Here is a 15,127-nt window from a genome sequence, read left to right as displayed (position 1 = left end):
TCAGATGACCGGGACCGACGTGGAGCGGGCGGTCGCCCTCCGCCGTATGAAGACTTTGGCCACAGGGCTCCTCGGTGTGCTGGCACTCGTCTTCGTGGTGGCCTTCGCCCTGCAGGACTCCTACCCGTGGCTCCAGTACGTCCGTGCTGCGGCGGAGGGAGGCATGGTCGGAGCCCTCGCGGACTGGTTCGCGGTCACCGCACTGTTCAAGCACCCCATGGGCCTGAGGATCCCGCACACGGCGATCATCCCGCGCAAGAAGGACCAGATCGGCGAGTCGCTCGGCCAGTTCGTCGAGGAGAACTTCCTGTCCGAGGACGTGGTGGTCGCCAAACTCGAGTCCGCACGTATCGCGCAGAAGGCCGGGATGTGGCTGGAGAAGCCCGAGAGTGCGGACCGCCTCGCGGTGGAGGGGGCAGTGCTCATCCGCGGCCTGTTCACCGTGCTCGACGACGACGCCGTCCAGGGCGTCATCGAAGGGTTGGTCCGCAGGCATTTCCTCGAGCCGCCCTGGGGCCCCCCCATCGGCAGCATCGCCGAGCGGATCTTCGCCGAGGGTCACCACCACTCACTCGTCGATCTGCTGGTGGACCGCGCCGCTGACTGGGTGGACGGGAATTACGCCGTGGTGACGAGGGTCGTGGCGCAGCGCTCGCCCACCTGGGTGCCACGCCTCGTGGACGGCGTCGTCGGAGATCGCGTGCACGCGGAGCTCTCGAAGTTCATCCGGGCCGTCCAGGACGATCCCCGGCACGACGTGCGCGTGTCCATCGACAAGTACCTCCGCGATCTCGCGCAGGATCTGCAGCACCGCCCGGAGACCATCGCCAGGGCGGAGGAGATCAAGGCCCAGCTCCTGGACGATCCCCGCGTCCGGGACCTCACGGCGCGTACCTGGGCCACCATCAAGACCGCCCTGCTCGAGGCCGTCAACGATCCCGCGAGCGAACTGACCACCAACTTCAAGGCGCTGGTCCGCGACTTCGGCTCGCGGCTCACCAGCGATACCGGTCTCTCGGACAAGGTGAACCGCTGGATCGCCGACGGCGCCTCGTACTTCGTGCGGACCTATCGCAGCGAGATCGCAGGAGTCATCTCGGAAACCGTGGGCCGCTGGGATGCGGAGGAGACCTCCCGCAAGATCGAACTGCAGGTCGGGAAGGACCTGCAGTTCATCCGGATCAACGGGACGGTGGTCGGCTCCCTGGCGGGGCTGCTGATCTTCAGCATCGCCCACGCGGTCTTCGGCTAGGAGTTCTTCGGGCTACCGTCCTGCTGCGTCAGTTCCAGGGCCTCGGCCAGTTCGCCGGGAACGGTCTGGGGCAGGGGACCGAAGGCCTCGCGGGTGGTGCTGATGACCGCTTTGCCCATGAGGTGGTTGCCTGCACCCCCGATCACGGCCCCTGCTCCGAACGGCAGCGCCCTGCCCAGCATGAAGCCGCCCTGCCGGGCGAGGAACTTCTTCAGGAAGCGACGCTGGATGGTTCCCGTCAGCGTCTTCACGAGCGAGGCCGGCGCGGCCTTGTTCACCATCTGCCCCCAGTACTGGGGAGCGCCCTGACCGGCCGAGGCCCCGAGGATGGAGCGGATCAGCGCCGTGCCCTCCTCGCCCATGAGGATGGCCATGACCATGGCACGCGAACGCTCGGGGTCGTCGGTGTGGATCCCGTGCAGTTCTGCGATCGATTCCGCATACAGCGCGGTGGCCTCGAGAAAGCCGATGGTCGCCGCGGCCGAGAGTCCCAGTGAGGCGACCGTGCCGACAGCCGGTACGGCGGCCGTGGCACCGACGGCAGCTCCGGCGGCCGTCGTGGCCCTCAGGTAGTCGCGTTCGAGCCGCCTGGCGAGTTCCGCCGGCGAAGCGTCCGGATGCCGACGGCGGAGGCGGGCCAGATTGGAGATGATCAGGGGCCGCTGCACATTCAGGGCACGCTCGATGCCGCGGAGAATGGCGGGCTTCGGGTGGCCGTCCTTGTCGAACAGCGCGCCGTTGGCGGCCTTGACCGCCGGGTTCTCCTTGTTCCTGCCGAACATCGTGGTCCTTCCGCACCTGCCTGGTGCTGTCGTCGTCGGGGTGGGCGTACGGAACGATGAAGGGACGCCACCAGAATCTGGTGACGTCCCTTCGGCAGCTGATCCCCGCAGTTCAGCTGACTGCTGCGTGAATCAGACGCGTGAGCCCTTGCGTCCGGTGACCGCACCGTAGATGACGAGGACGATCAGCGCACCGCCGATGGCCAGGAGCCACGTGGAGATGCTGAAGAACTCGTTGATGCCGACGCCGAAGATGGCCCCGCCGATGAAACCGCCGAGCAGCGCGCCGACGACGCCCAGGATCAGCGTGATGATCCAGCCACCGGCCTGCTTGCCGGGGAGGATGAGCTTGGCGATAGCGCCAGCGAGAAGGCCCAGGATGAGCCAGCCGAAGATTCCCATAAGATGCTCCTTGAGTGATAGCGACGAAGAACCTGTTGGTCCTGCCGTCGTCCAATAGGGTGATGCAAGCGATCTGCAACTTGGTACGACTCTACTTCATCAGCATGCTTAGGGTGCAATTCTAGCACCGCGCCCGGCCGACAGGCCCCTGGCATCCACCATTTCCGATCGCCCCTCCCCGGTCGTCCCTGCCTCGGAAATGTGACGGAACACACTTGACCCCTGCCCAAAAGCAAAGATAAAGTCACCCAAACAAAGACAGAACAACATCCTGCGGCGTGACGTTCCGCAGCCCGACCGCAATGGAGTCCCATGTTCGCCGAGGAGCGCTACCGGCAGATCAGCAACCTCGTCTCCGCTGATGGCCGGGTCACCGTGGCCGGGCTGTCCACGCACTTCGGTATCACCAGGGAGACGGTGCGCAGGGACCTTGCCCTGCTCGAGAACGACGGAGTCCTCCGCCGGGTCCACGGGGGAGCGATCGCCGGTGGCAGCCCCACGACCAACGAGCCGAGCCTCACCAGCCGGTCCTCCCGGCACGAGGCCGAGAAGCAGCGCATCGCGCTGGCTGCGCTCGCGCTGGTGCCGGAGCGGGGCGCCGTGGTACTCGACGCGGGTACCACCACCGGCGCACTCGCCGCGCTGCTCGCGGAGGAATCCCGCCCCGAACTGGCCGTGGTCACCCACTGCCTCCCGATCGCCGCCATCCTGTCGGGGGCCGGCCTCGGAGTGGAGCTCCTCGGCGGTCGCGTGCGGGCCCTGACCAGTGCTGCGGTCGGAAGCGGCACCCTCGCCCACCTGGATCGGCTGCGGGCGGACATCGCCTTCATCGGAGCCAACGGGCTGGCTGCCGGCTTCGGGCTCAGCACCCCCGACGGGGACGAGGCAGCCGTCAAGACGGCCATCATCCGCTCGGCCCGCCGCGTGGTGCTGCTGACCGATTCGTCCAAGTTCGACGAGGAGACCCTCGTCGGCTTCGCCCACCTGGAGGACATCGATGTACTCATCACCGACCGCGCACCCCGGGAGCCCCTCTCGGCCGCCCTCGCCGACGCCGATGTGGAGGTGATCGTCGCGTGATCCTCACCCTGACCACCAATCCGAGCGTCGATCGGACGGTCGAGCTCGACGCACCGCTGGAACGCGGCGCCGTCCAGCGCGCCGTCCGCGTGAGCCGGGAAGCGGGCGGGAAAGGCGTCAACGTCAGCCGGGCGCTGGCGATGTCCGGCGTCCGCACGCTGGCGGTCCTGCCGGGAGACGACGACGACCCCGTCCTCGCCGGCCTGCGTACCGTGGCGGTGCCCTTCAGGAACCTGCCCATCGGCGCGGACCTGCGAACCAACACCGCCATCACGGAGGCGGACGGCACGACCACGAAGATCAACGAGCCCGGCCCCGTGCTCTCGAGTGCACAGCTCGACGAGCTCCTCGCCGTCGTCGTCGCCGAGAGCGGAGGGGCACATTGGCTGGTACTGGCAGGTTCCCTGCCCCCCGGTGTCCCTCCGACCTTCTACACCCGCGTGATCGGCGCTGTCCGGGAGGCCCACGGGCCATCGGCTCCGCTCGTCGCCATCGATTCCTCGGGCGCACCCCTCAGCGAGGGCGCCACGGGATTCCACGCTCCTGATCTGCTCAAGCCCAACGCCGAGGAACTCGCGGAACTGACGGGCATCGGCACCGGGCACGATCTCGAAGAGGACCACGAGCTGGCCGCGAGCGCCTGCGCGGTGCTCGTCTCCTCGGGTGTCGGAGCGGTCCTGGCCACCCTGGGCTCCCGGGGTGCCCTGCTCGTCACGAGTGCGGGGGCCTGGCACGGGACGCACTCGCCCGTCACGGCCCGTTCGACGGTCGGCGCGGGAGACTCCGCCCTGGCCGGCTACCTGCTGGCGCACAGCGCGGGCGAACTCCCGGAGAACTGCCTGCGCCAGGCGATCGCCCACGGATCGGCAGCGGCGGCCCTGCCCGGGTCCACGGTTCCATCTCTCGAACAGACAACACCGGCGGAAGTCTCCATCACCGCCCTCACGATCACCCTCCCCGTGATCGAAGCCCATACAGGTCCCGGCTCGGGGCCCACAGCACAGGAGGAACGCTGATGTCCGATCTCATCACGGCAGAGCTCGTGGCTCTGGACAGGGATCTGGGGGCGGAACGGTCCTCGGTGATCCGCTACCTGGCGGAACAGGTGGCCGCCCAGGGCCGCTCCACGGAAGTGGACGGCCTGTATGCCGATGCCCTCGCCCGGGAGGAGAAGACCTCCACCGGGGTACCGGGGGGCATCGCCATCCCGCACTGTCGCTCGAAAGCTGTCTCGACACCCACCCTGGCCATGGCCCGCCTGGCCCCGCCGGTCGACTTCGGGGCCAAGGACGGACCGGCGGATCTCGTGTTCTTCATCGCGGCACCGGACGGCGCCGACCAGGAACACCTGAAACTGTTGTCGAAGCTGGCCCGATCACTGATCAGGAAGGACTTCACGGCGGCCCTGCGCGCCGCGCGGACTCCGGCCGACGTCGTCGCACTCGTCAACGGGGCCCTCGGCCTCGGGGACGCGCCGACGGACGGCGCAGGAGCGCACGCTGCAGGGTCGGAGGGGGCGACGAGCCGCGCCGGCGCCGATGCGAGCGAGGCTGCTGCCACGCTCGGCACCTCGCGCACCGGCTTCGACGCCACGGGTCCTGCGCTCGACAGGGCTCACGGAACGCAGACCGGCACCAGGCGCCTGGTCGCGGTGACCGCCTGCCCCACCGGCATCGCCCACACCTACATGGCCGCCGACTCCCTCGTCGCAGCGGCCGAGGAGCGCGGCATCGACCTGCAGGTGGAGACCCAGGGGTCCTCCGGGGCGACTCCGCTGGATCCCGCGGTGATCGCGGCCGCCGACGCCGTGATCTTCGCCGTCGACGTCGATGTCCGTGACAAGCAGCGCTTCGCCGGGCTCCCGGTCATCTCCGCACCGGTCAAGCGCGGCATCGACGAGCCGGGCGAGATGATCGACGAAGCGATTGCTGCCGCGCAGGATCCCACGGCCCGCACGGTCTCCGGAACCGCGGCCACCGAGCAGCCCGACGGCGACGGCGGGAGGGACGGTATCGGCAGCACGCTCAAGCGTGCCCTGCTCACCGGCGTGAGCTACATGATCCCGTTCGTCGCGGGAGGCGGACTCCTCATTGCCATCGGATTCCTCCTTGGCGGGTATCTCATCACCGAGACCGCGGACACGATCGTGCTCGAGAACAGTCTGGGCAATCTGCCCGACGGCGGCCTGGGCACCTACCTGGGAGCGGTCGCATTCAAGATCGGGCAACTCTCGCTCGGGTTCCTCGTCCCTGCCCTAGCCGGGTACATCGCCTACGCCCTCGCCGATCGGCCCGGCATCGCCCCCGGCTTCGTGGCCGGTTCCGTAGCGGGCTTCATGGGTGCAGGCTTCCTCGGTGGCATCGTGGGCGGCCTGCTGGCCGGCTACATCGCGATGATGATCGGGCGGCTCGCTGTCCCCCGCTGGCTGCGCAGCCTCATGCCCGTCGTCATCATCCCGCTCCTGGCCTCCGTCGTGGCCTCGGGGCTCATGTTCCTGCTGCTCGGTGGCCCGATCGCGGCACTCACCGCGGGTCTGAACGACTGGCTCTCCGGCCTGACCGGCACCGCCGCCGTGGGCCTGGGCATCATCCTCGGGCTCATGATGGCGCTCGATCTCGGCGGCCCCGTGAACAAGGTGGCCTACTCCTTCGCCGTGGCCGGACTCGGTGCCGGGTCCATCGACAACCAGGCCCCGTGGCAGATCATGGCCGCCGTCATGGCCGCGGGCATGGTCCCGCCGCTGGCCATGGCCCTGGCCACACTGCTCGACCGGCGGCGGTTCAGCCTTGCCGAGCGGGAGAACGGCAAGGCCGCCTGGCTCCTGGGAGCTGCCTTCATCTCCGAGGGCGCCATCCCGTTCGCCGCGGCCGATCCCCTGCGCGTCATCCCCGCCTCCCTCCTCGGGTCCGCGGTGACCGGGGCGATCGTGATGGGGACCGGCGTCACCTCGCAGGCACCGCACGGCGGGATCTTCGTCTTCTTCGCCATCGGGAATTTCGCCATGTTCGTCGTCGCGATCCTCGTCGGCACGGTGGTCTCCGCCCTCGCGGTCCTCGCGCTCAAGCGCTTCGCCACGAGCAGGAAGACCACCGTCGTCGCAGAACCGGTTGCGGCCTGACCTCCGTTCGGCTTGGCTGTACTGAAGAATCCCCCGATGAGAAGGAACTCCCATGGCAGAACGCAAAGCAACCGTAGCCAGCCGCGTGGGGCTCCACGCCCGACCGGCCTCCATCTTCGCCGAGGCCGCGGGGGAGATCCCCCTCGAGGTCACCATCGCCATGGAGGGAGAGCCCGCGGACGAGGCCATGGACGCCTCGAGCATCCTCTCCCTGATGAGCCTCGGCGCCTCCCACGGGGATGTCGTGGTCCTGCGGGCCGAGGGTGACGGCGCGGATAGTGCGCTCGAGAGCCTTGCCCGCATCATCGAGACGGACCACGACGCCGAATAGCACCGGCAACCACGAAGGGCACCATCCGAGTCGCCTCGGCTGGTGCCCTTCTCAGTGTCTTCAGCACTGAAGCACAGGACGGTGGGTCCACCCGTTCTAATGGACACACCCCGCATGCAGTCGTAACGATCCGCTGACCCCCCACGGTCTGCGGCAGTTACATAATCATAATTTTTGCACACCATCATGAAAACGTGAACGTCGACAGGACACGATTCGGTCTCCATCTGCGCGCTGGTCCCAGCAGATCCATCAGAATGAGCGCCGCCCGTGGCGGCGGTCGGGGAACCGGCACCGCTCAGGAGAGCCCGTTGTCCTGCACCGAATGCCTTCTCGCGATCATGTGGCTCAGCCAGATGAGGCCCAGGCCCAGCACCAGGAGCACGATGGCAGAGAACGGCAGGATGACGTTCCAGTCGAGGAGCTCGAGGGGAGTGAGCCGCAGTACCACGAACACCACCACGAGCAGGAAGCTGCTGGAGAGCAGAGCACCCGCCACCCGGTGGATCGGCCTCGATCGTCGATCGAAGACGGACAGGCCCGTCGGCAGCACCATGCACGCCGCCACGTACCCCGGGTAGAGCCGTCCGACGGCGGCGTACTCCCTGACGGTGGCCTGGTCCTCGAAGGCACCCAGACCCACGGAGCTGAAGGGCAGTTCGCTCGCCACGAAGAAGTACAGGGTCGCTGCGACGGTCAGACCGAGGATGGCCAGGCCGAAGGGTCCGACCACCAGTCGGCGTGCCAGGGACGACGCGAAAGCGGCCGCGACCCGAACTCCGAGCAGGACGAAGACTGCGTACAGCGTCAGGCGCAGCAGCAGATTGGCCCCGTTGAACCTACCCAGAAGGGCATCCACGGGATTGTAGACGGGCGCGATCGACAGCCCGACGGCGAGGGTCAGGAGCAGGAGAGCCGCGCACATGGTCCGCCCGTGTCCCCGCAGAGCACCCGGAATGCGCACGGCTGCGGCCATTGCGCAGAGGGCCAGCGCCGCCCACTGGATCGTCATGCCGGTCATCCGAGGTTCTCCCAGATCGCACGGTCCCTACCGTCGTCGAGCTCTGTCCGCCTCAGCTGCCGACCCAGGACATCGAGCCGGTCGCGGGCGAGGAGCACGAGGTCGAGATCGGGGACGGCGCGCAACGCGCGGGCCCGACCGTCCTCGGGCCAGCCGCCCTCCTCAGGGGTGATGAGCCCCGTGACCACCAGGCCGCTGGCCAGCGAGACTCCGGCGATCCGACCGGCCTGGACGGCGATCCAGGGGGCAAGTCGCCCGGCCGTGAGCTGCGCCGAGAGATTCTGCCGTGCCACGCCGGTACTGCCGGCCAGCTGCTGGCGCAGATCGCCAGGATCGATGGCCTCGATCCAGGCCCGCACCGAAGCCCGGTGCGGGAAGGGAGCGAGATCGAGAGGGCTCTCGCTCCCGCTCTCCTGCGCCTCGCTCCGGGCCACGAGGAGGCGCAGGATGTCGATATGCGACACCTGGCTGAGCAGCTCTGCGTCGGTCGGCTCCGTGAGCCCCGCCGGGAGGTCCTCGAAGCCGTTGAACTCCGACAGCGCATCCACGACCGACACCCCGTACCCGCGGGCGATGGAGATGATGGTCGGGACCGAGACCTTGCCGCGGACGAGCTGCTGGGCGAGGGTGGACCGCTTGACGTCAGCGATCCTGCAGACGTCGGAGACACTGTCGTGTGGGGCGATCCGCATACGCCACAGCTGGAATGCCCTGGCTGTGACGGCCATCAACGCCTTTCGATTGGACTTTTCGGTCTCGTGTAGAAGTATACTTGGATCGCTGGCTCCGATTTCTGCGATTCCCCCATACGCAGAACGCGGAGCCAGCTCCATTTCACAGCCGTCCTATTCTACGGACGCTCTGTCCCAGGCTGGTTTCACGGCAGCCCGGGCACACATGGCGGGATGGAGATCACCACCGCACCTTCCTCTCCTGCTTCCCCTGCTTGGCACTCTGCTGCGCCGCTTTCACGTGTCCGGCCCCCGTGGCCGCCGTGGGATTGGCAGCATGATTCTTCCTGGCGAGTGCGAGCCGGGCGCGCGGGTCGTCCTGCACACTGCTCGCGGGTGTCTCCCCCGCGGCCGTCGTGGATTCGTCGGTACCACCGGTTGCTGCGGATCGGTCGTCGTTCCTGGTCATGGTGTTCCTTTCGGTGGCCCATGGAAGGGCCCGCGACCGACGCAGGACTGAGGTTCTTCCGCGAGAGTGGTCGGACGACTTCTGTGGGCGCGCTTGGATGGATGTGATCGACAAGTGGCGCTGATCGTGGCGTGGGCCGCGATTACTGGAACAGAAGTGTCCTCATGCCGAACGACGCTACACCCACCCGCCGAGGGCGACAAGGGCAGCCCGGCCCCCGGCAGCACCCATAGGCGTGGTCATCGCGGCCGGGCGTCCCGCGGCACCACATCCGCGTAGACGAGGCGGTGCTCGCTCGCGGGGAAGGGAAGGATACCCGTCAGCTCGGATCCCGGGAGGCCGGCCCGTGGCCAGAAGACGCCGGAGGAGGAGACGCGGAGCGTCCTCGACGGCAGCACGTAGTCGGCGCGCAGATTACCCGCTCCCTGGTCCTCGAGGTCCACGGTGTCGAACCGGGGGTCCGCTCGGTGGGTCGCGTTCGCCCCGCCCTGCAGTGCCGCGGCCTCGACCGCCCCCTCCGAGGACGGCAGGGGGTCCTGCACCAGGCTGCTGTCCAGGAGCTGGTTGATCGAGGTCGCCGCCGCGCCGCCGTCGAGCGGATCGATGTTCTGGTCCCCCAGGACGACGAATCGTTCGCCCTGCTTCAGGCCGCCCGGTGCGCCGTCGTCGTCGTAACCGTAGGAGGCCCCGCGGACGTAGTCGGACCAGAAGCGGATCTCGTCGCCGGTGCGCGCGCGCTGGATTGCTGATCCGCCGGCGACCGGGGCGCCCGGGTGGCTCGCGAGCACGTGCACCGTCCGGCCCGCCACCACGACCGGGACGTCCCAGTGGGAGGTGCTCGACAGAGGCAGCACCGCCAGTTCGTCGGCCGAGTACCAGTCCCCGTCCTGTGTGGTGGCCGAGTCGTGGCGCGCCCCGGGCATGTCCTTCCACAGGAAGTTCCGGAAGGTACGGACGGCGTCCGTCTGGATGGGGTACCTCGAGAACAGGACCATGGCGTCCTGACCCCGGAACGCACCGGGCCCGAGGGCGTCACCGGGCCCGTCGATGCCGGCGTCGTTGTCCAGATCGAACCCGCTCGGCACTCCCGCATTGGAGGAGGGCGAATAGACGTAGGGGTAGTCGAGCGGATCCTTGCCGTTCTGACCGACGCGCAGATAGTTCTGGTAGAACAGTTCCACCGCGGCCGAGCCGGGTTCGTTGTCGAAGCCGCCGAGCAGGACCACGTCCGGTCTGACGGTCTGCAGGATCTCCGCGCTCACCCTCGCACGCGCATTGTCGGAGCCGCTGAGCTCCTGCACCAGTTCACCTGCGCCGGGGCGGGTCAGTCCGGTGGTGAACGTCGCGAATCTGGCGCTCTGGCTGCTCGCCTGGGCCCTGGAGGCGATCAGTGCACGTTTTTCGTCCCCGTGGTCCGCGAGGGCAGCCGGTGCGACGCCGAGGAGGAGCGAGACCACCAGCAGGCCGGCCGTGCATGAGGCGAGGACTCGCATCGGATCCTTCCAGGCCTCGATGTGCGCTCGGCGGCCTCGGATCGGAGGATACCAATGGTTCGCTTTGGAAACTTAAATTCTACCGGTGAGGTGGCACCTTCCGGAGGGATCCACCGGTAACGATTCAGGCTCGACCCGGACCGTCCCTGTGCCGGGGCACACGAGTGGTCCGAAGGACACCGACCTCCCGTTCCGACTCCGCGAAGGCGTGCTCCACCCGAAGCACGGCCTCGGTGTAGCCGGTGAGGTTGCCCGGCCACCCCGTCGGTGATCCGGACCCGGCATCACGTTCCGTCTCCGCGTCCCGCAGTGCGTGGACCACGCGCCGCGCTGCCGGATGGGAGGGGTCGTGCATCTCGGGGTGATCGATCGCTTTCGCCGGATCGAGGTCGTAGTCGGCCCAGTGCCGGGCCACGGCGTCGTGGCGGCTGAGCAACTGGGACCATGCAGTGGTCCGCGCCGCGACGTCGGCCTTCACGCGCCGTGCCCGCTCGCGGCGCCAGACCCATCCGGTGACCGCTGCGACAGCCACGGCTGCGGTGGCCGCTGCCGACCAGAGGCCGCCGAGAGCTGCTGCGACGGCGCCGGCCCCGGCGACGACGACGACCCCGCCGAAGGCGACCCAGAAGTAGTCGTCGGTGCCGCCGCCGCTTCGCGCAAGGACATCGACACGCCATGCGGTGACCGCGGTGCCTGCCGCGACGACCAGGCAGGCGGAGATGATCCCGAGCAGGGCGACGACATCCATGGCTTCCTCCTTGCCCGGCCGGCACGGCCGGGGCTCTCCTACCAGTGCAAACGAGTGGGCCCGGCGAGTCAATCCCCGATCCGGCAACGAATTCACCCACCCACATGTACGTGCCTGAGTCGGGCGCTCGTCCATTCCGTCGGTCGAGGTCCGGCGGAGGGGCGGCGAGGGAAAACCGGCGAGTCGTCCCGAGGAGAACCGGGCGCCGGACGGGAAGAGGACCCCGACACCCGCCGGGGTCCTCCCGCTGTCTCGGTGGGCCCTGTGGGGATCGAACCCACGACCCACGGATTAAAAGTCCGTTGCTCTAACCAACTGAGCTAAGGGCCCCTGCAGCTGCCGCCCCGGGAAGCACCCGCCGGGCGCGGCTCCGCGGCGACAACCCCATCACTTTAGCGCAATCACCACACCACCCGGGCCAGCGCCGGCTCCCCACCGGCCGCCCCGTCTATCGGCCCCGGAAAGGCCAGGAGTATCGTTCATCCCATGGACGGCGACTACACGAGCAAGAGCCCACGGCCCCACAAACCGAAGCCATTCGCCCCGGCGGACTTCGAGGTCTTCGCGGGGGGAGTCGATCCATCACGTGTCTCCGAGGCAGCGCACATGGCAGCGCACGCCCTGGTGCACCATGGACGCGACGCCGACGACCCGGAGATCACACGCCGCCTGGTCGAGCTCGCCGACCGGCAGGGCCTCGAGGCCATCGCGGAGATGTGGGCCGAGAGCCCGGCCCGCTCCCTTCCCGGTGCGCTGTGGCGCCTCTATGCCCTGCGCGCAGCCACGCAGCAGAATCCGGAGCGCATCGCGGCGTTCTTCGCCTCCGGCAAGGAGATCGCCCAGGTCTCCAACGTCGTCGCCGGTGCGGCCGAGCCGCCCGGCGCGGCGGAGATGACCTCCATGGCCGACACCATCCTCTCGGGCGCGTTCGACGGCGAGTTCGACGTGGCGCTGGAACGCTTCGCCGCCTTCTGCCGGGTGGTGGCCCTCGGCCAGGCGAATCACGCGGACGGCGCCGACTCCGGCAACGGCTCGCACGCCTCGAAACTGACGCGGAGCTCCAGCCAGCTGGTCAGGACGGCCGAGGACCTCGAGCACGCGGCGGCATCCTGGCGGCGTGGGGAGCTCGACTGAACCACCGCGCGTGTGGCGGTTGACAGTTGCGGCGGGGACGGCAAGACTTAACCCGGCGTCGAGCCGTGGAACCCCCGGGCTTCAAAACCCAGCCGCTTCGAGCGGCCTTCCGCCGAGAGGCGCTCCCGGTTCGGCGCCACTATTATGCCCTCCGCATTCCGGTGTGATGGACATCGGTGCGCCCGCACCCTCGAGGAAGAATCCGTGAGACTACGCCTCTTCCCCCAGGAGAACGCCGGACCCGAGCTGCTCTCGCGCATGGCCCGTCAGCTGGTACTCGGCGTGGGGACCATGTCCGCCCTTCTCGGAGCCACCACCGAGGAGTACGACCGCCTCTCCGAGGAACTCCACGAGCACGAGTCCGCCTCGACGGATCTCCACTTCGCGCTCCTGACCTCCATGCGCACCTCCTTCATCAACTCGCTGCCGCGCGAGGACCTGTACTCCCTCTCGCGCCTGTTGAACGAGGCGATCGAGAAGCTCGACGGGGCCGGCGAACTCATCGCCCTGTACCGGCTGAGCACGCTGAGCCAGCGGGCCACCGACCAGCTCGAGGTCATCAACCGGCAGGCGGAACTGACGATGGTGGCGATGCAGCAGCTGAACTCCATGGAGGACCTCGAGGAGTACTGGATCGAGATCCTCCGGCTGGCCAAGCGGGCCGAACGCACGCATCGCAGCTGGTGCGCCGAGCTGCTCCACGATCACAAGCCCCCCGTCTACCTCCGCCACCGGGACGTGGCCGATCAGCTGGTCGACGTCACCCGGGACATCCGGCGGGTCGCCACCCAGGTGGGCAGCATCCTCGTCAAGGAATCGTAGGTGGAGCCCCTCCTCCTCGGCGCGGTGATCGTCGCCGCAGGCGGTTTCGCCTTCCTGAACGGCTTCCATGACGTCTCGAACTCGGTGGCGGCAGCCGTCCGCACGCGGGCGCTGGCGCCGACCGTCGCCGTCCTGCTCGCAGCTCTGTTCGCCCTCCTGGGCGCCCTGCTGGGTACCTCGCTGGCCGTGTTCTTCGTCGGCGCCGCCCGAGGCCTGCCCCCGGGCACCAACGGACTGGCGATCCTGCTGACCGCGGTGGTCGCGGCATCCGGCTGGAATGTCCTCACGTGGTACCGGGGCACGCCGTCGTCGTCGACCCATGCCCTGCTCGGTGGGATCGTCGGCGCGGGAATCGCCTCCCGCCTCACGAGTGGGCCGGCGATGGAAGGCGCTCCGGAGGGTTTCCTCCTGAGGCTCATCCTGCCACTCCTGCTGGCCCCGGTCATCGCCTACCTGCTGGCCTACCTCGCGGTGTTCCCTGCCACGTGGCTGCTTCGCCATGCCTCCCCCGCACGGGTCAATCGTGGCAACAGGATGGCGCAGGCCGTCCTGACCGGTGTATTCGCGCTCGGCCAGGGCCTGCAGGACGGCCAGCGGACCACGGCGGTGATCCTCCTGGCGCTCATCGGGACGGGCTCTGCCGACGGCGTGGGCATCCCGATGTGGGTCCAGGTGTTCGCCGCCCTCCTGCTGGCCGCCGGCTCCCTCTTCGGCGGCTGGCGGATCACCCATACGCTCGGGCATCGCCTGGTGCACATCGACCCCATGCGGGGCTCCACCGCGCAGGGCGTGGGCTCGGCGATGCTCCTGGTGAGTGGGATCGTCCTGCACCTGCCGCTGTCCGGCACGCAGGTGATGGCCTCGGCGATCGTCGGGGCCGGCGCCAACCAGCCGTTCGCCTCCGTCCGCCGCCCCCGCGTGGTCCGGGTCCTGCTGGTCTGGCTCGGGACGGTCCCCGCGACCGCACTGCTGGGTGCCGTCCTCTTCCTCGCCCTGAGCCCCCTGCTCCAGTCCTAGCCGAAGCGGCCCGAGACGTAGTCCTCCGTCGACTTCTGGACCGGCTTGTTGAAGATGGTGGTGGTGTCCGCGTACTCGATCAGCTTTCCGGGCTTGCCGGTACCGGCGATGTTGAAGAACGCAGTCTTGTCCGACACGCGCGCCGCCTGCTGCATGTTGTGGGTCACGATCACCACCGTGTAGTCCGCCTTGAGCTCGTTGATGAGATCCTCGATGGCGAGCGTGGAGATGGGATCCAGGGCCGAGCACGGCTCGTCCATCAGGATCACCTGGGGCGACACCGCGATGGCGCGCGCGATGCACAGTCGCTGCTGCTGACCTCCCGACAGTCCCGAGCCCGGGCGCCCCAGCCGGTCCTTGACCTCGTTCCACAGATTCGCGCCGCGCAGTGACTTCTCCACGAGGGCGTCCGCATCGGACCTGCTGATCCGCTTGTTGTTGAGCTTCACCCCGGCGAGGACGTTGTCACGGATGGACATGGTGGGGAACGGGTTGGGGCGCTGGAAGACCATACCGACCTGCCCGCGGACGGTCACGGGGTCGACGGCGGGATCGTAGAGGTCATCGCCGTCCAGCAGCACCTCTCCCTCCACCCGCGCGCCGGGAATGACCTCGTGCATCCGGTTCAGGGTGCGCAGGAAGGTCGACTTACCGCAGCCCGAGGGGCCGATGAACGCCGTCACCGACCGGGCTTCGATGGAGATGTTCACATCCTCCACAGCGAGGAACTTGCTGTAGTAGACGTTGAGGTCCTTGACGTCGATTCGCTTGGACATTGCTTCCTTGT

16 protein-coding genes and 1 tRNA gene are annotated in these 15,127 nt (G+C 68.6%); 8 read left to right on the top strand and 9 right to left on the bottom strand.

Translation table 11 applies throughout. From position 1 onward, the window contains the following. Nucleotides 1-4 precede the first annotated feature (4 nt). Nucleotides 5-1,252: a DUF445 domain-containing protein gene (locus tag FQ377_RS04420; protein ID WP_148599972.1), complete on the top strand. Its 1,248-nt coding sequence runs from the start codon at nt 5-7 to the stop codon at nt 1,250-1,252. Here the strand turns inward: FQ377_RS04420 and FQ377_RS04415 are convergent. Both FQ377_RS04415 and FQ377_RS04410 read right to left on the bottom strand, forming a co-directional pair. Beyond that, on the bottom strand, nt 1,249-2,034 hold the full coding sequence (locus tag FQ377_RS04415) for a hypothetical protein (RefSeq protein WP_148599971.1): 786 nt from the start codon (nt 2,032-2,034) through the stop codon (nt 1,249-1,251). The genes FQ377_RS04420 and FQ377_RS04415 overlap by 4 nt on opposite strands. Before the next feature lie 132 nt (nt 2,035-2,166). Then, nucleotides 2,167-2,436, bottom strand: coding sequence for a GlsB/YeaQ/YmgE family stress response membrane protein (locus FQ377_RS04410; RefSeq protein ID WP_148599970.1), 270 nt, complete (start codon nt 2,434-2,436; stop codon nt 2,167-2,169). A gap of 312 nt (nt 2,437-2,748) precedes the next feature. On the opposite strand from FQ377_RS04410, the gene FQ377_RS04405 reads away from it, so the two are divergent. Genes FQ377_RS04405 through FQ377_RS04390 form a run of 4 tightly spaced genes read left to right on the top strand, consistent with a single transcriptional unit; the run spans nt 2,749 to nt 6,965 of the window. Continuing rightward, entirely contained in the window at nt 2,749-3,516 is a 768-nt protein-coding gene (locus tag FQ377_RS04405) for a DeoR/GlpR family DNA-binding transcription regulator (RefSeq protein ID WP_148599969.1), read from the top strand. After that, nucleotides 3,513-4,532: a 1-phosphofructokinase family hexose kinase gene (locus FQ377_RS04400; RefSeq protein WP_148599968.1), complete on the top strand. Its 1,020-nt coding sequence runs from the start codon at nt 3,513-3,515 to the stop codon at nt 4,530-4,532. The genes FQ377_RS04405 and FQ377_RS04400 overlap by 4 nt, the downstream gene beginning before the upstream one ends. After that, a complete protein-coding gene (locus tag FQ377_RS04395; protein WP_148599967.1) occupies nt 4,532-6,634 on the top strand; it encodes a PTS fructose transporter subunit IIABC in 2,103 nt (700 codons plus the stop codon). Before FQ377_RS04400 ends, FQ377_RS04395 begins: the two co-directional genes overlap by 1 nt. 52 nt (nt 6,635-6,686) lie before the next feature. After that, nucleotides 6,687-6,965 carry an HPr family phosphocarrier protein gene (locus FQ377_RS04390; protein WP_148599966.1) on the top strand — a complete coding sequence of 93 codons (279 nt, stop codon included), beginning with the start codon at nt 6,687-6,689 and terminating at the stop codon, nt 6,963-6,965. Between the two features lie 298 nt (nt 6,966-7,263). Here the strand turns inward: FQ377_RS04390 and FQ377_RS04385 are convergent, their stop codons facing one another. From FQ377_RS04385 to FQ377_RS04360, 6 genes are all read right to left on the bottom strand, one after another. Further along, the gene (locus tag FQ377_RS04385; RefSeq protein WP_222861829.1) at nt 7,264-7,986 is read right to left on the bottom strand and encodes a hypothetical protein; all 723 of its coding nucleotides are present in this window, start codon (nt 7,984-7,986) and stop codon (nt 7,264-7,266) included. Then, nucleotides 7,983-8,714, bottom strand: coding sequence for a hypothetical protein (locus FQ377_RS04380; RefSeq protein ID WP_148599964.1), 732 nt, complete (start codon nt 8,712-8,714; stop codon nt 7,983-7,985). The genes FQ377_RS04385 and FQ377_RS04380 overlap by 4 nt, the downstream gene beginning before the upstream one ends. A gap of 184 nt (nt 8,715-8,898) precedes the next feature. After that, nucleotides 8,899-9,126, bottom strand: a complete 228-nt coding sequence (locus FQ377_RS04375) for a hypothetical protein (RefSeq protein WP_148599963.1) — start codon at nt 9,124-9,126, stop codon at nt 8,899-8,901. 239 nt (nt 9,127-9,365) lie between these two features. After that, nucleotides 9,366-10,619: an endonuclease/exonuclease/phosphatase family protein gene (locus tag FQ377_RS04370; RefSeq protein ID WP_148599962.1), complete on the bottom strand. Its 1,254-nt coding sequence runs from the start codon at nt 10,617-10,619 to the stop codon at nt 9,366-9,368. Between the two features lie 124 nt (nt 10,620-10,743). Then, nucleotides 10,744-11,367: a hypothetical protein gene (locus FQ377_RS04365; protein WP_148599961.1), complete on the bottom strand. Its 624-nt coding sequence runs from the start codon at nt 11,365-11,367 to the stop codon at nt 10,744-10,746. Nucleotides 11,368-11,623: 256 nt separating this feature from the next. Then, nucleotides 11,624-11,697, bottom strand: a tRNA-Lys gene (locus FQ377_RS04360). Between the two features lie 156 nt (nt 11,698-11,853). On the opposite strand from FQ377_RS04360, the gene FQ377_RS04355 reads away from it, so the two are divergent. The 3 genes from FQ377_RS04355 (at nt 11,854) to FQ377_RS04345 (ending at nt 14,340) form a co-directional block, all read left to right on the top strand. Beyond that, a complete protein-coding gene (locus FQ377_RS04355) occupies nt 11,854-12,501 on the top strand; it encodes a hypothetical protein (protein WP_148599960.1) in 648 nt (215 codons plus the stop codon). A 204-nt stretch (nt 12,502-12,705) separates the two neighbouring features. Continuing rightward, nucleotides 12,706-13,323 (top strand): DUF47 domain-containing protein, encoded by a 618-nt coding sequence (locus FQ377_RS04350; RefSeq protein ID WP_148599959.1) that lies wholly within the window; start codon nt 12,706-12,708, stop codon nt 13,321-13,323. Further along, nucleotides 13,324-14,340, top strand: coding sequence for an inorganic phosphate transporter (locus FQ377_RS04345; RefSeq protein ID WP_148599958.1), 1,017 nt, complete (start codon nt 13,324-13,326; stop codon nt 14,338-14,340). It abuts the gene before it with no gap. Here the strand turns inward: FQ377_RS04345 and pstB are convergent. Beyond that, nucleotides 14,337-15,116: a phosphate ABC transporter ATP-binding protein PstB gene (gene pstB / locus FQ377_RS04340; protein ID WP_148599957.1), complete on the bottom strand. Its 780-nt coding sequence runs from the start codon at nt 15,114-15,116 to the stop codon at nt 14,337-14,339. The genes FQ377_RS04345 and pstB overlap by 4 nt on opposite strands. Between the last annotated feature and the right edge of the window lie 11 nt (nt 15,117-15,127).

The sequence above is a fragment of the Arthrobacter echini genome, assembly GCF_008107445.1.
GTDB classification, from domain to species: Bacteria; Actinomycetota; Actinomycetes; order Actinomycetales; family Micrococcaceae; genus Arthrobacter_D; species Arthrobacter_D echini_A.
The sequence above is the reverse complement of the archived record's forward strand: the minus strand, read 5'-3'. Positions and strand labels throughout refer to the sequence as shown.

Coding starts and splice junctions, on each gene's coding strand:
- FQ377_RS04420 (WP_148599972.1), top strand. CDS start 5: ATGACCGGGACCGACGTGGAGCGGGCGGTCGCCCTCCGCCGTATGAAG.
- FQ377_RS04415 (WP_148599971.1), bottom strand. CDS start 2,034: ATGTTCGGCAGGAACAAGGAGAACCCGGCGGTCAAGGCCGCCAACGGC.
- FQ377_RS04410 (WP_148599970.1), bottom strand. CDS start 2,436: ATGGGAATCTTCGGCTGGCTCATCCTGGGCCTTCTCGCTGGCGCTATC.
- FQ377_RS04405 (WP_148599969.1), top strand. CDS start 2,749: ATGTTCGCCGAGGAGCGCTACCGGCAGATCAGCAACCTCGTCTCCGCT.
- FQ377_RS04395 (WP_148599967.1), top strand. CDS start 4,532: ATGTCCGATCTCATCACGGCAGAGCTCGTGGCTCTGGACAGGGATCTG.
- FQ377_RS04390 (WP_148599966.1), top strand. CDS start 6,687: ATGGCAGAACGCAAAGCAACCGTAGCCAGCCGCGTGGGGCTCCACGCC.
- FQ377_RS04385 (WP_222861829.1), bottom strand. CDS start 7,986: ATGACCGGCATGACGATCCAGTGGGCGGCGCTGGCCCTCTGCGCAATG.
- FQ377_RS04380 (WP_148599964.1), bottom strand. CDS start 8,714: ATGGCCGTCACAGCCAGGGCATTCCAGCTGTGGCGTATGCGGATCGCC.
- FQ377_RS04375 (WP_148599963.1), bottom strand. CDS start 9,126: ATGACCAGGAACGACGACCGATCCGCAGCAACCGGTGGTACCGACGAA.
- FQ377_RS04370 (WP_148599962.1), bottom strand. CDS start 10,619: ATGCGAGTCCTCGCCTCATGCACGGCCGGCCTGCTGGTGGTCTCGCTC.
- FQ377_RS04365 (WP_148599961.1), bottom strand. CDS start 11,367: ATGGATGTCGTCGCCCTGCTCGGGATCATCTCCGCCTGCCTGGTCGTC.
- FQ377_RS04355 (WP_148599960.1), top strand. CDS start 11,854: ATGGACGGCGACTACACGAGCAAGAGCCCACGGCCCCACAAACCGAAG.
- pstB (WP_148599957.1), bottom strand. CDS start 15,116: ATGTCCAAGCGAATCGACGTCAAGGACCTCAACGTCTACTACAGCAAG.